The sequence below is a fragment of the Protofrankia sp. Cas4 genome, from assembly GCF_963555915.1.
Taxonomy (GTDB): Bacteria; Actinomycetota; Actinomycetes; order Frankiales; family Frankiaceae; genus Protofrankia.
Map to the genome: position 1 here is coordinate 14,818 of NZ_CAUVXL010000031.1, position 14,284 is coordinate 29,101.

Genomic DNA, 14,284 nt, shown 5'->3' on the forward strand with positions numbered 1-14,284 from the left:
CTCTCCAGCGCCGAAGATCGGCGCGAGTTTGTCATCGCGTACGTTTTTCGAGCCGAAAACCGTACCCAACGACAAACTCGCGCCGATCATGCTCTGTGGGGTGGCCGCGGACGGGATCCGCACGACCTGAGGCTGTCGCCGAGTCGGCGCTCGGGCACCATGGCCGTGCTCCGGGGTGCAACAACAGCCGGCGGATGTGGAGGCTCGGCGCCCCGTTTACCTTGTGCTACCTGTTTATTACCTCGTTCACCGCGTGGTCTCCCTTGTGACACCTGATGGGCGTGTGCAGATAAGGAAATCGCCGTTGCGCGTCGGAATCGTGGGTCGATAACCTGCGGCACGCCGTGTAGGGGGAGAGAATGAATTTTCGTTCATTGCCGCGGATGCTGGGCGCCTTCGCGGTGACGCTCGCCACTGTGAGCGCATATCTGGTCGCCGTTCCCGGGCTGGCGCGCTCGGAGGTTCTCACCGTGTCGCAGGATGCGTTGCGCACCGGCTGGGACCAGGCGGAGCCGGGTCTTTCCCCGTCATCGGTGAGCGCCTCCGACTTCGGCGAGCTCTATTCTGTCGATCTTGACGGCTCGGTCTACGGCGAACCTGTCATCGCCGGGGGCACCGTCGTCGTCACGACCGAGAACAACAACGTCTACGGTATTGACGAGGTAACCGGCCTGAAGAAGTGGTCGATGTCGGTGGGTGCGCCGTGGCCACCTTCGGTCATCGGGTGCGGCGACGTGGGAATCAACATCGGCATCACCTCGACGCCCGTTGTCGACAAGGCGACCAACACCGTTTATCTGACCGCGAAGGTCAATGACGGTGGCGACGTGCAACACCCTCATTACTACATGCATGCGCTGGACCTCACGACCGGAGTCGAGCGTAGCGGCTGGCCGGCGACGATCCAGGGCGCGCCCAGCAACGATCCGGCCGGCACACCGTTCGACGCCCGGGTCGAACTGCAGCGCCCGGGGCTGCTGCTGCTCAACGGGGTCGTGTACGCGGCGTTCGGTGGCCACTGCGACATCGGCAAGTACCGCGGCTATGTCGTCGGCGTGAGCACGACGACCGCGAAGCTGACCACGATGTGGGCCAGCGAGGCTACCGGCAGCGATATCGGCGGGGGTATCTGGCAGAGCGGCGGTGGCCTGATCTCGGACGGGCCTGGACGAATCATCCTCACGACCGGTAACGGAGTGTCGCCCGCGCCCGGGCCCGGCTCGAGCGCGCCCGGCCAGCTTGCAGAGGCCGTGGTAAGGCTTGGTGTCGGTGCTGACGGCAAGCTCTCGACGCAGGACTTCTTCACCCCGGTGAACGCCGCGACGCTGAACCAGAACGACACCGACCTCGGCTCGGGCGGCCCGCTGGCCCTGCCGGACGGATTCGGCACCCCCACCCATCCCCACCTGCTCGTACAGGACGGCAAGGACGGGCGGGTGTTCCTGCTCGACCGCGACGACCTCGGCGGGCGCGGGCAGGGACCGCAGGGCATCGACGACGTGGTGGGCATGACCGGTCCGTTCCAGGGCGTGTGGGGTCACCCGGCGTTGTGGGGCGGCGACGGTGGCTACGTGTACGTGGCGGGCAGCGGAGGTCCGCTGCGCGCGTTGAAGTACGGCCTGACGGGCGCGGGTGAGCCGGCCCTGGCCGCGGCGGGCACGAGTAGCGGCACGTTCCCGTTCGGTTCCGGTTCGCCCACGGTCACCTCCGATGGGACGACATCTGGATCCGCGCTGGTGTGGATGGTCTACGAAAGTGGCGCGTCCGGCTCCAACGGCCAGTTGCGGGCCTACGACGCGGTCCCCACCAACGGCGTGCTCACCCAGCGCTTCTCCGCGCCGATCGGGATCGCGTCGAAGTTCACCAAGGTGGCGACCGACGCCAACCGCGTGTTCGTCGGTACCCGCGACGGTCATCTGCTCGCCTTCGGCCGGCCGACCGGCGCGGTGCTGTACGGCTCGGCGACCGACTTCGGGAAAGTCCCCGTCGGAGTGTCCGCCACCGCCACGGCGCAGGTCACGGCGCGCGTGCCGCTGACCGTGTCGGCGATCTCCACGTCCGCGCCGTTCGCGGCGACGCTGCCGACGCTGCCGGTCACCCTTGCCGCCGGTGCCACCCTGAGCGTGCCGGTGACCTACACGCCGACGGCCCCGGTCGCCACGGACGTCTCGCTCACGTTCACCACCGATACCGGACTGGCCTCGATCGACCTGCGGGGCATCGGCACGCAGGCGGGTCTGGGCGCGGACCCGTCGTCGCTCGCGTTCGACCGACTCTCCACCGGCGGCTCGAGCGCGCTGTCGGTGAACATCGTCAACACCGGCACCGCGGCGACCACGATCACTGGGGCCACTCTGCCCGGTGACCCGTTCGCCGTGAGCGGCCTGCCCGCGCCCGGCGCCACGATTCCGGCCGGCGGCTCGGTGACCGCATCGGTGACGTTCGCTCCCACGACCGCCGGGACCTTCGCCGCCACCCTGACGGTCACCAGTGCTGACGGCCCGGTGAGTGTGGCGTTGTCCGGGTCCGCGGTCACCGGCTCCCCGAAGATGACGATCTCGCCGATGTCACTGGACTTCGGCCAGGTTCCGCAGGGCCAGGCCCGGACGGCGACGTTTGACGTCCGTAACGACGGCAACCTGCCGTTGACGATTACAAAGGCGAAGGCCCCGGTCGGTGACTTCGCCAGTACGCAGATCTCCGAAGGGCTCACGCTGGCCCCGGGCGAAGTGATCCACCAGTCGGTGACGTTCACGCCGACCTCGACCGGGGTGCAGGCTGGCTCGTACATCCTCACCGGCGATGACGGAGCGGGCGTACAGACCGTGACGTTGTCCGGCGAAGGCACCTCGCCGGACCCGAACAGCTTCCCGCCGCCCAGCCAGGGTAAATGGACGCTCAACGGGACCGCGGCGATGTCCGGCGGTGATCTGGTGCTGACCCCGACGCAGCAGTACAAAGCCGGCTCCGCCGTCTACCCGGTGACCGTGTCGACCGACCGGTTGGCGATCGAGTTCACCGCCCAGATCGGTGGCGGCACAGGTGGCGACGGACAGACGTTCGCGCTGCTGGACGCGACCAAGACGACCGACCGGGCGCTGGGCACGAACGGCGGGTCCATGGGCTTCGGTACCCTGCCCGGGGTGGCGGTCGCCCTCGACACCTACACCCACGGCAACTCGCTCGCCGTGGCGACGGGGACATCCGGCGGATCCTCGACGTACGTGGCGCGCACGACCAACGTGCCCCACTGGCGCGACGGTACCCACGTTGTCGATGTGGTTGTCACCGGCGGCCGCGTGCAGGTCGCGGTCGACGGCCAGGCCAAGCTCGACGTCGCGGTGGCGGTGCCGGCCAACGCGCTGCTGGCCTTCACCGGTTCGACGGGTTCGGTCACCGATCTGCATGTGGTGCGCGACGTGACGATCAGCCGTCTTCCGTCGACGCCGCCGCCGTTGACCGCGCCCGGATGGTCGCGCAACGGCTCGGCGACGCTGTCGGGCAGCGACCTCGTGCTCACGCCCGCGGCACAGAACCGCGCCGGGTCGTCGTTCTACGGCACCCCGCAGCCGACCGCCGGTGGTCTGCATGCAACGTTCACCGTGCAGATCGGTGGCGGCACCGGGGCGGACGGTCTGACCTACGCGCTGCTGGACGCCGCGAACGCCGGACCCACCGCACTCGGGAAGAACGGCGGCGGGCTCGGGTTCAGCGGACTGGCGGGCTTCGCCGTCACGCTTGCCACCTATCGTGGCGGCGCGCCGTCGCACTATGTCTCGGTTGTGCGTGGCACCGCCGGCACGGCGCCGGTCGTCCTGGCAAGTTCGACCAAAATTGGTGACCTGCGGACGGGTACCCACCTGATCGACGTGGAGGCCTCGGGTGGCCGGATCGTCGTCGCGGTGGACGGGATAACGGTGATCGACACGGCGGCGGACCTGCCGTCGAACGTACTGCTCGGGTTCACCGCTGGGACGGGCAGTCGCACCGATGTGCACACGGTCCGGAATGTGACAATCACCCATGGCTGACTGCCCCGGATGCGGTATATGAGCCGCTGACCCGCCGCCGCGCTGAGCCCGGGGTCATGAGCTGGGGATGTCGAGCTGGAACCAAACGGTCTTGCCGGTTCGGGTCGGCCTGGCACCCCAGCGGGTGGCCAGTTCGGCGACGAGCTGGAGACCACGTCCGCCCTCGTCGTCGACCGTGGGGTGCAGCAGGCGGGGCACGCGGGTGTCCTCGTCGGAGACTTCGACGTAGAGGGCGTGCCGGCCGCGGCGCAGGACGAGGCGCCCGGGGGTGTTCGCGTAGCGGATGGCGTTGGTGACCAATTCGCTGACCAGCAGTTCGACGGTAAAGGCGTCGTTGTCGACTCCCCAACGCTTGAGGGTGGCCAGGACGGCTTCCCGCGCTGCCTTCGCGGCCTGGGGGAGCGGGGCGATCGTGGCGGTGGCGGTGGTGGCCGTCGCCGTGGCTCGGACAAGCAGCAGCGCGACGTCGTCGTCGTAGCCCTCACTGCGATCGAGGAGGGCGAGCAACCGGTCGGCGGTCATTTCGAGATCAGGTGCATCGGTTCGTTCCGCGGAGCCGTGAATGGTGCCCAGGGTGCGCTCGAGGCGCCGGCAGCCTTCGCCGATGTCGATGGCCGGGGATTCGACGAGGCCGTCGGTGAAAAGGGCAAGGGTGCTCCCGGCCGGGAATGCGTGCCATGTTTCGGCGTAGGCCGTCTGTTCCCCGAGGCCCAGACCGAGGATCGGATCGCCGTGACCGCCGAGGTGGTGGACCTCCCCGTCCGGACATGTGAGGACGGGATCGAGGTGACCCGCGTTGGCGACGCAGATCGTGCCGCCGGCGGGTTCGAAGATTGCATAGACGCAACTGATGAGGGTGGCGTCGGGGCCGGTGCCGATGGTCTGGACGAGGTCGTTGAGGTGGGTCAGGACGTCTGCTGCCGGCAGGTCGAGCGCGGCGAAGGCGCGGACGGCGGTACGGGCCTGCCCCATGACGGCCGCAGCCGCGAGGCCCCGGCCCATGACGTCCCCGATGACCAGGGCGACCCGGCCCGCGGACAGCGCGATGATGTCGAACCAGTCGCCACCGACTTCGGTACCAGCCGTTCCCGGCTCGTAACGCCAGGCGATGTCCAGGCCTTCGACGGCGGGGGTGTCGTGCGGTAGCAGGCCGCGTTGAAGCGTGAGGGCGGCAGCGCGCTGGCGCTGGTAGGCGCGAATGTTGGCCACCGAACTGGCGAGTCGGCTGCCCAGCTCGGCCGCGGTCTGGAGCTCGTAGTCGCCGTAGCGTTGGCGGGAGGCGAAGAGGCCGAAGTAGACGACACCGAAGAACTGCTCACCTACCAGGAGCGGGGCCACGATGGCCACGTCGATCTGGATGCGCTCGAAGTGGACCTGTGGGCTGTGCCTGTGCGGCTCGCGAACGCGGACGCTTTGGATCACTCTGTCGTCCACGTCGAAGAGCACCGGCCGGCGGGTGGCGAGCGCCTGATGCGCCGGGTTGTCCCGGCTGAGTTCTACGAGGACGCCGACGGACTCCACCGCGTCCGTCGGCAGGGGGGCGGAGGACGGCCGGTTGGGCGACGCGAAACCTTGCATGATCAGCGGGTCCGGTCGGCTGGCCGCGTCAAACGGCGTCGGGGCCAGCAGAACCTCGCAGTTGTCCGCGAACTCCGGGACGACGAGCTCGACGAGCGCGTCCAGCGTGTCCGACAGCTTCAGGGACGCGCCGACCAGTGCGCTGGCCCGGCTGAGCAGCCGCAACCGCTGCTCGGCTGCCCCGCGTTCGGCCTCCGCCCGCCGCCGGCGGGTCACATCCACTACGGCCACACCGACCGCCACCGTTACGCCGTCGCGGTTGCGGATCGGGTGGTGGGAAAGACGCCAGACCCGTCGGTCGGGCCAGCTTCCCGGGGCGCTGTCCGTGATCTCCACGTTGAGGATCGGTTCCCCGGTCCTCAGCACCTTTCGGATCATGTCCCACAGATAGGGTGCTACGTCCGGAAACAGGTCGGCGACGGTCTGCTTCCCGATGTCGTCCGCGGACAGGGCATTGTGGGTGAGCATAGCCTGGTTCGTCCGCAGGACCCGCAGCTGCGCATCCACGATGAACAGACCGGCCGGCGCGAGGTCTGCGAGCCGCGTGGCCAGTTCAAGACTGTTCAATCCGTCGGACTCCGCTGGCGCAGAGCGACCGGGAACGTCTGGCTGTCGGATCATGGGCGTGCGTGGGCCGCATGGACACGGGCAGGCCTCATGCCGTCACGCCGTGACATTTGTGCGGTGCGGTATGTCACGTTGCGATATGGCCCTCTTGCCGGTGGCATGGCCTGTGTTTGCAATGAACGAAACCATTGCGATAAGTGATGCAATGAGTTGGGCACGTCATATCCATCGCCTTGTCTTCCGTTCAGCCGTGTGGTGGGCAGTGCCCATCGTCCGACGAAAACAAACGTGCGGTGAATGTGAAACCACGTCCGGGTTCGCCGGGGTTGCCGGTCGGGATGATCTCGGCGAGTTTGGCTACCAGCAGTGTCGTACCGAATGCATGTCTGGGAGTCGCCCTAGGTGGCCAACAGGACGACCACGGGGAACGCGCTCACGGCGGCGGCTGTCAGGTAGACCGCCGCGTGTGCCCACAGCGGCGTCCGGGGCGAGGGATCCAGCAGCCGCGAAATGCGAGCGATCAGTGGAGCGTGGATCGGCGACCGGCTGGGCTCGGCCGGCGAGGCGCTCACGCGGCTCATGCCTTTTGATTCCGTCATGTCGCTGCTGTGGCTGGCACGTGGTGGCCATAGCGTCCGGCCTCGTGCGGACACCCGATGGTGGGGCGCTCCGGTGATTGCGACCGCGCCCGCCGGCACCGGAGACCGGGCGACGCCGAGCCGGGCTAGCGCGCGCGCGAGGGTCTGCCCACTGGTACATCGGGCGGCGGCGTCATCGGCGAGCATCTCGACCAGCAGCGACACCGCGGCGGTCGCCTCGCGGGCAGGCGGCAGGAAGGGGAAGGTCTCCTGCCAGGCCACGAAGGGTTGGATGACGAGATCGTGGCGACCGCGGGCATGGGCTTCCTCATGGGCGAGGACGGCTTCCAGCTCATCGGGAGCGAGTGCGGCGAGTAGCCCCTTGGAGACGACGACCCGGGTGTGGCGTACTCCGGGGAGGCAGTACGCGACCGCGACCGGATGATCCAGTACGCGGAGCTGACCGCGTCGGCGGGCCCGTTCGCCGTGGTTGTCGTGGTTGTCGTGGTCGCGGCCGGCGAGGTCGACCAGGTGACGGTGACGGCGACGTTGCCGGGCGGTCCGCGACGTCGACAGGGCCAGGACACCGAACAATCGGGCGGTGAGCATCGATGCCACCGCAAGGCCGATCAGGTTGATCCAGCCGAGCCCGGCCAGCGGCTCGCCCGCGGCCAGATGGTCGGCATGATCCCGTAGGCTCACCGCCACGTTCGCGGACAGCGGCGCGAAGGTGAAGGCGATTACCGCGATCAGGGCGGAGACCCCACCCGCGAGCCCGACGGCCTGCCACAGCACGATTGCCGATCGAGGGCAGCGGGACGGCCAGTGGGCCGCGGCGAGCAGCCGTGGGACCGGCCACGCGAGGGCGCCCGAGAACAGAGCGAGGATGGCCGCGGTCATCATAGGGGGTGAACAGTACCTCTGCCAGGAGGTCGTGCGTCCTCCCGCTCCCGTTGCCCGTGGGCATCCTGCCCAGCTGCGCCCGGCCGCGTGGTGTCGAACCCCGTGGCGTCGGGTTCGCGGGAGTTCGGCCCGAGGGCGTCCTGGCTGGCGTCGGCTGACCGGGTCAGCGCCCGGCGCAGGATTTCGGCTTCGGCGGGGGACACCGAACCGACGAAGCGGACCAGCGCCGAGTTGCGGTCGTCGGTGGTGTCGAGGACAGCGAGCATGGCCTCGGCCACCACCGCGTCCCGGCTGCTCGACGCCTGGTAGCGGTGCGCGCGCTCGGCGCGTTCGCGCTGGACGAATCCCTTGCGCTCGAGACGTTCCAGAACCGTGAGGACGGTGGTGTAGGCGAGGTCCCGTTCGTGGTCGAGGCGGGCTGCGACCTCACGCGCGGTCAGCCAGCCGTCCGTATCCCACAGTACGTCCATGACTGACCGTTCAAGGTCACCCAGGCGCGCCATGAAACTGATTCTACGATGCGTCGAGAGCTTGTGTGACCTGATCCACAAATCCCGTGCCCGTTGACCGTGGCGGCCGTTGACCGTGACGGGCCGCGCGGCACTGGCCAGGAAGAACGGCCAGCTGGCGGTCAACCTCGTCGACGTCGCGATCGGTCAGCTCCGCCTGGATGCGTCGACCAGCGGTGTCGAGATGGATCGTCGCCAGCCCGAGCATCCGCTGTACCGGTCCCTGGACCCGGCGGACGCTCTGAACCTTCTCCAGCGGGATCCATCGGGTAATCCGGCGTACCCGACCACTAGTGGTTACGACGCAACTGTCATTTCCGCCCCACGAAAGGTAGTGGTATCGAACAGGCGTCTTCCATCGGGCTCGCGGCGGGGCAGGCCGATCGGCCACCGGTGCACCGGGGATGAGCTGGGACAGCAGGTATGCGGCTTGGCCGTGGTCGCCGACAGGGAGGATCGCCCGTAGCTGGCGCCCCTCGGGCCTGTTCTCGTTCCTGACCTGTCTGCCCGCCACTTCGACCTCGAGCCGGCACCACCGCAACGGCCGCCACAGGAGCGGCTCGACCAGTTGGACCGCCTGGACACGGCCGAAGGGGATCGTCTCGGCAGCGGTCTGGATCGCGCCGGAACGCAGGTGGAGGCCGTCGGCAGCGACGGAGACAGTGAGCTCAAAGCCGCTGTTGAAGCGCCGCCAGGCAGCGGTGAGCATGCCGATCACGAAGCCCGCGGCGCCGCCCAGGGCGCCGACGGCTGCCGGGATCATGACCGCGACCACGGCGAAGGCGCCTACTGTGATCATTGTGATCACGCCCTGGCTGCTCAGGAGGATGGAGACGACCAGACGTCGGGTGGACAGCGCTACCAGCAGCCGTTCCGGTGGCGGCGGCGAATCCTCGGCGACACCGTGCGCCAGGGCCAGTAGGCGTGCGCGCAGGACCTCCGCGTCCGCCTTACGCAGGCAGGCCAGCCGGCCGGTTGCGCCGCCGGAGGCCGCCATCCGCAGGCGGAGCTCGGCCAGGCCCAACAGCCTGGCCAGCCCGGACTCCACCAGGTCGATCGCCTGGATCTGGGTCAGTGGATAGCGCTGTGAGCTGCGGCGCAGCAATCCCGTTTCGATCCGCAGCGTGCCGTTGTCAACCTGCCACCGGGTGACCAGCCACGAGACCACACCGATGACGACGACCACGGCGATCACCGCCAGATCCCAGTAGGCTCCCTGCCCGCCGCTGTCCTGTTGGCGGGTCACCGCACCGGAGAGCACGACGGCCGCCACTGCCACGAGGTGGCGGCCGGCCCGTACCAGCGGCGATAACGGGTGCAGGCGGCGCCAGCCGCCGGTAAGAGCCGCAACGGCCGGTTCGTCTGCGCTGGTCACAGCCCGGCCGCCTGGGCTTCGCCCAGCGCCGCCAGCGCGTCGCGAAGCCGTGCGGCTTCGGCTGCGACCAGGCCTGGGATCCGGGCGTCACTTGCCGCGGCGGCCGTGTGCATGCGGACGGTGGCGAGCCCGAACATGCGCTCGAACGGCCCAGCGGTGACGTCGACGAACTGCATTCGACCGTAGGGAACGACGGAAAGTTTGCTGATCATAACGCCACGTCGAACGAGAAGGTCGTCATCCCGTTCGGCATATGCCCAGGCCCTGACTCGGCGATAGAGGAGTCGTTCCCATGCCAGTGCTACCGCAGTGACCGCCAGCGCCAGCAGCCCGCCGAGCCCGGCCGAGCCCATGGTGCCGCCGAGCAGGCCGACCGCCGTGATCGCCGGAATGGCGATGAGCGCCAGTTGCGTCCGGCGCATGGCTAACAGGCGGGTTGACGGACTAGTCCAGTCCTGGCTGTCGTTCATGTGATCCGTCCGCTGGGCCTATCGGGCCGTTGCCGTGAGACATCCGCTCCGCGGCCGGCGGCCCGGACCCGTCAGCGCGGTGATGTGGTGACGCGACGGTGTGGTGAGTGTGACAGAACCGGGCGTCACGCACCATTTTGACCCGCCCCGGCGGCGCCGCGGTAGTTCGGTGCCCGGTTCGCGGACACCTTCGGCAGACGTATTCTACGTAGCGTAGAAGTTCTACAGAACATAGAAGATCGCCTTGTGTCTCGGGTTCGTGATCTCCGGCAAGCGAGCCGGGACGGTGTGATCGTCGCTCTTTTCGCGCAGCCGGGGCACCGATGGGTGGCCCAGGCAGGAGGAGGCCGCGCAGATGGTCCTCGCCGGATCCGTAGATCTTGCTCGTGGCCAGACCGCTTTCAGCCTCGCGTTCCACATCTGCTTCGCGGTCTTCGGGGTGGGCCTGCCCTGGCTGCTGCTCTACACCGAGCACCGCTGGCTGCGTACGGGCGACGCCGTGTGGTATGCGCTCACCCGGACGTGGTCGCGGGCCTTTGCCGTTCTGTTCGCGGTCGGCGCGGTGTCGGGAACTGTGCTGTCGTTCGAGTTCGGCCTGCTGTGGCCGGCGTTCATGGCGCGTTATGGCGGAGCGCTCGGCCTGTCGTTCACCCTCGAGGGCTTCGCGTTCTTTACCGAAGCGGTGTTCATCGGCCTCTACCTCTACGGGTGGAACCGCCTGTCGCCACGGGCGCACTGGTGGACGATGGTCCCGATCGCCGTCGCCGGCACCCTGTCCACCCTGTTCATCATCACCGCAAACGCGTGGATGAACGTCCCCCGAGGCGTGCGAGAGGTCGACGGCCGGGTAGTTTCCGCGGAGCCGCTCGCGCCCTTCACCACGCCGTCCGCACCACCGCAGGTGATTCACATGCTGCTCGCGGCACTGATGTGCACCGGCGGCGCGGTCGCCGGGGTGTACGCGGTTGGGATGCTGCGCGGTCGGCGGGACGCCTACCACCGCCGCGGGTTACGCGTCGGCCTGATCACGGTACTCGTGTGCGCCCCGTTGCAGCTCGTCGTCGGTGACTGGGCGGCGCGGGTGGTGGAGACCCAGCAGCCGGCGAAACTCGCCGCGATGGAGGCCCTGTACCGGAGCGGAGCGCATGCGCCGTTGACCCTCGGCGGCGTCTACGACGGCGTGACCGGGAAGGTCCGGTACGGGATCGAGATCCCGGACGCCCTGTCCATCATGACCGGATGGAGTCGGGAGCACGTGGTGGCCGGCCTCGACGCACTCCCGCCGGCCGGGCGGCCGAACGCCCTGGTCGTCCACCTCGCATTCGACACGATGGTGGGGCTCGGGACGGCGATCATCGCGCTGTCGGTAGCTGTGGCGGTGGCGGCGGTGGCGCTGGGACGACGGCGACATGCCCGCCGTCCGGTGCTCCCGCTCGGCCGGGGCTGGCTGCTCGCGGCGGCTGCCACCGGGCCGGCGTCCGTCATCGCGATGTTGGCTGGCTGGGAGGTGACCGAGGGTGGTCGCCAGCCCTGGATCGTCTACGGCCGCATGCGGGTGTCGGACGCGGTGACGGCGAGCCCCGGCGTCGGCTGGGCGTTCGCCGGGACGCTCGTCCTCTACCTTGGCCTGTCGACGGCGCTGGTACTCATCCTGCGTCGGATGGCCACCGGCGGACCGGCTGGCGGGATCCCTCCTGAGGTTGCTGCCGGCCCTGCGACCGAGCGCGTGGCTGACCCCGTGACTGACCCTGTGACTGACCCCGTGGAGACGGCGCGAGGGAGACCCCCGGTGCGGCGCAACGGGGTGGCCCGATGACCGCCGCCGACCTGCTGCTGATGGTCATGGTCGGCGGACTGACCGCGTATGCGCTGCTGGGCGGCGCCGACTTCGGCGGCGGTGTCTGGGACCTGCTCGCCCGGGGCCCGCACGCGGGCGACCAACGAGCGTTGATCTCCGGTGCGCTGGGTCCGGTGTGGGAGGCCAACCATGTCTGGCTGATCTTCGTGATCGTGGCGATGTTCTCCGGGTTTCCAGCCGCGTTCGGCGTGATCGGCAGCACCCTGGAGCTGCCGATGGCGCTGGCCCTGGTGGGCATCGTGCTGCGCGGCGCGGCCTATGTCTACCGCGCCTACGGCGCCGGCGCGGCCGGCCCCGACCACTGGTGGGGGCACGTGTTCGCGGTGGCGTCCACGGTCACGCCGTTCATGCTGGGCGTGTGCGGGGCCGCCATGGCCAGCGGGAATGCTCGCACGGACGATGCCACCGCTCCGCTGACCAGCGTATTCGGGCTGGTGGCCGGGGGGTTCGCGGTCACCGTGACGGCCTTCCTCGCCGCGGTGTACCTGTGTCGGGACGCATCCCGGCGAGCTGGGACCGAGCATCTCGTTGACGGCTTGCGGCGCCGGGCGCTCGGCAGCGCGGTCGTCGCGGGCACACTGGCCTGCGTGTTGCTGCCGTTGCTGTGGCGGGACGCGCCCGTGGTGGCGCAGCGGTTCGCCACCCGCGGGGTCCCTTTTGTCATGGCGTCGGCCTGCGGCGGGGTCGGCGCTCTCGTACTGGTCTGGCGGCGTCATTTCACCGCGGCGCGGCTCGCAGCCGGCCTTGCGGTGGCGGGCGTGCTGTGGGGCTGGGCCGCCGCCCAGTACCCGGACCTGGTGGTCGGGCAGGTCAGCGCAGTCGCGGCCGCGGCGCCCACCGAGAACGTGCGGGCTGTGCTGATCGCGATCGGAGCCGGCGTAGCCGTGTTGATCCCGGCGTTGGTGTTGCTGTTCAAGGTCTTCGCCGACCCGGAACCCGCAGCTGGTGACCTGAACCGTTAGGGCGGGTGTGCGGGTGGGCAGCGTGCGGGCGTACACCGTGCGGGCCTGCACCGTCTGGACGGCTGGGTCGCCTGGGTGGTTACGGTCACCAGATGAGTGTGCGTGGGGATGACCGGGGCACCGCATCGGTTGACGTCGACCGGTCAGATGCCGGCACCGGCACCGGCACCGGCGGCCTGGACGGTGTCGACCGGCCGCTGTCCCGGCGGTTGCTCGTCGCCGAGGTGTGGCTCGTCTTCGGCGTCTCGCTGGGAGCATCCGCGCTGTGGGCCGCCGTCCGCTATATCGGCGATCTGACCGCGCCCGGACCGCTGCGCAGCCAGGTTGCCGAGCTGAACTCGTCGGCGGCGCCGGGACGTCCGTGGCTCGACCTTGCGCTGCAGCTGGTCGGTGTCGCGACCGCGTTGGTGCCCGCGCTGCTGGCGTTGTACCTGCTTGTGCGCGACGGCGGTGGCCCGTCCGCCATCGGGTTCGATCGCCGCGAACCCATCCGTGACATCTGTTTCGGTGCCGGCCTGGCCGCCCTGGTAGGTGGCGCCGGCCTCGGGCTGTACCTGCTTGCCTGGCACTCCGGCGCGAACCTGACGGTGGTCCCCACGAGTCTGCCGGACGTGTGGTGGCGCATTCCCGTCCTGCTGCTGTCGGCGGTGGAGAACGCGGTGCTTGAGGAGGTCGTCGTGGTCGGCTACCTGTTGACCCGGCTGCGCCAGGTTGGCTGCAACGACCGGAGCGCGCTGGCAACGAGCGCGATCCTGCGCGGTTCGTACCACCTCTACCAGGGGCTCGGGGGCTTCGTCGCCAATTTGATCATGGGTCTGCTGTTCGGCCGGATCTACCAGCGCTGGGGACGGATCGGCCCGCTTGTGGTGGCTCACTCCTTGATCGATTCTGTCGCGTTTGTCGGCTATGCAACGTTGGCCGGTCGGGTCTCCTGGCTTCCTACACCGTGAGTCGCGCTCAGCGCCGGCATGAGGGCCACGGGATGGTTAACATACGTTGAACAATAATGGTCTTTTAGTTGCCTGATGGGTTGCGGGCGTCGGAAGGTGACAGAGCGGAGCACGCGCCAGGTGATGGCGATCCGGTCGGATGTGATGAGAGGGGACGGCATGGGCGGTGAACTGAGGGAAGTCGAACGCAAGTTCGTGGTCGAGCCGGTCTTTGTGCTTCCCGCGTTGGACCAATTGCAAGGCGTCACCACTGTTACCGAACCGGAAACGGTCACCCTGGAGGCGATCTATTACGACTCCGACGACTTTCGGCTGGCCAATAACAAGATCACATTTCGACGGCGTACCGGCGGGTACGACGACGGTTGGCACCTGAAGCTGCCGATCAAAGTCGGTGAGCGGGACGAGATCCAACGTCCGCTCGAGCCGGCCCCGGATATCGTGAATACGGCTGATGGCGCAAAAGGGGCGAATATCGCTGAGGCTGCCAAGGAGCCGGTCGG

General features: G+C 68.9%; 10 protein-coding genes. 5 read left to right on the forward strand and 5 right to left on the reverse strand.

Features of this window, described 5'->3' with window-relative positions:
• Positions 1-359 precede the first annotated feature (359 nt).
• The gene (locus U9979_RS03120) at positions 360-4,031 is read left to right on the forward strand and encodes a choice-of-anchor D domain-containing protein (protein ID WP_322778180.1); all 3,672 of its coding nucleotides are present in this window, start codon (positions 360-362) and stop codon (positions 4,029-4,031) included.
• 54 nt (positions 4,032-4,085) lie between these two features.
• On the opposite strand, the gene U9979_RS03125 is transcribed toward U9979_RS03120, so the two are convergent.
• The 5 genes from U9979_RS03125 to U9979_RS03145 all read right to left on the reverse strand — a co-directional run bounded on the left by U9979_RS03125 (position 4,086) and on the right by U9979_RS03145 (position 10,011).
• A complete protein-coding gene (locus U9979_RS03125; protein WP_322778181.1) occupies positions 4,086-6,176 on the reverse strand; it encodes a SpoIIE family protein phosphatase in 2,091 nt (696 codons plus the stop codon).
• A gap of 398 nt (positions 6,177-6,574) precedes the next feature.
• Positions 6,575-7,657 (reverse strand): M56 family metallopeptidase, encoded by a 1,083-nt coding sequence (locus U9979_RS03130; protein WP_322778182.1) that lies wholly within the window; start codon positions 7,655-7,657, stop codon positions 6,575-6,577.
• Positions 7,654-8,160 (reverse strand): BlaI/MecI/CopY family transcriptional regulator, encoded by a 507-nt coding sequence (locus tag U9979_RS03135; protein ID WP_322748814.1) that lies wholly within the window; start codon positions 8,158-8,160, stop codon positions 7,654-7,656. Before U9979_RS03135 ends, U9979_RS03130 begins: the two co-directional genes overlap by 4 nt.
• A 10-nt stretch (positions 8,161-8,170) precedes the next feature.
• On the reverse strand, positions 8,171-9,541 hold the full coding sequence (locus U9979_RS03140; RefSeq protein WP_322778183.1) for a PH domain-containing protein: 1,371 nt from the start codon (positions 9,539-9,541) through the stop codon (positions 8,171-8,173).
• Positions 9,538-10,011 carry a PH domain-containing protein gene (locus tag U9979_RS03145; RefSeq protein WP_322778184.1) on the reverse strand — a complete coding sequence of 158 codons (474 nt, stop codon included), beginning with the start codon at positions 10,009-10,011 and terminating at the stop codon, positions 9,538-9,540. Before U9979_RS03145 ends, U9979_RS03140 begins: the two co-directional genes overlap by 4 nt.
• Before the next feature lie 355 nt (positions 10,012-10,366).
• Here U9979_RS03145 and U9979_RS03150 point away from each other — a divergent pair, with 355 nt between their 5' ends.
• From U9979_RS03150 to U9979_RS03165, 4 genes are all read left to right on the forward strand, one after another.
• Positions 10,367-11,827 (forward strand): cytochrome ubiquinol oxidase subunit I, encoded by a 1,461-nt coding sequence (locus U9979_RS03150; RefSeq protein ID WP_322778185.1) that lies wholly within the window; start codon positions 10,367-10,369, stop codon positions 11,825-11,827.
• Positions 11,824-12,831, forward strand: a complete 1,008-nt coding sequence (locus U9979_RS03155) for a cytochrome d ubiquinol oxidase subunit II (protein ID WP_322778186.1) — start codon at positions 11,824-11,826, stop codon at positions 12,829-12,831. Before U9979_RS03150 ends, U9979_RS03155 begins: the two co-directional genes overlap by 4 nt.
• Positions 12,832-12,923: 92 nt before the next feature.
• Entirely contained in the window at positions 12,924-13,781 is an 858-nt protein-coding gene (locus U9979_RS03160) for a CPBP family intramembrane glutamic endopeptidase (protein ID WP_322778187.1), read from the forward strand.
• Positions 13,782-13,940: 159 nt separating this feature from the next.
• A partial coding sequence (locus U9979_RS03165) for a CYTH domain-containing protein (RefSeq protein WP_322778188.1) occupies positions 13,941-14,284 on the forward strand: 344 nt, incomplete at its 3' end.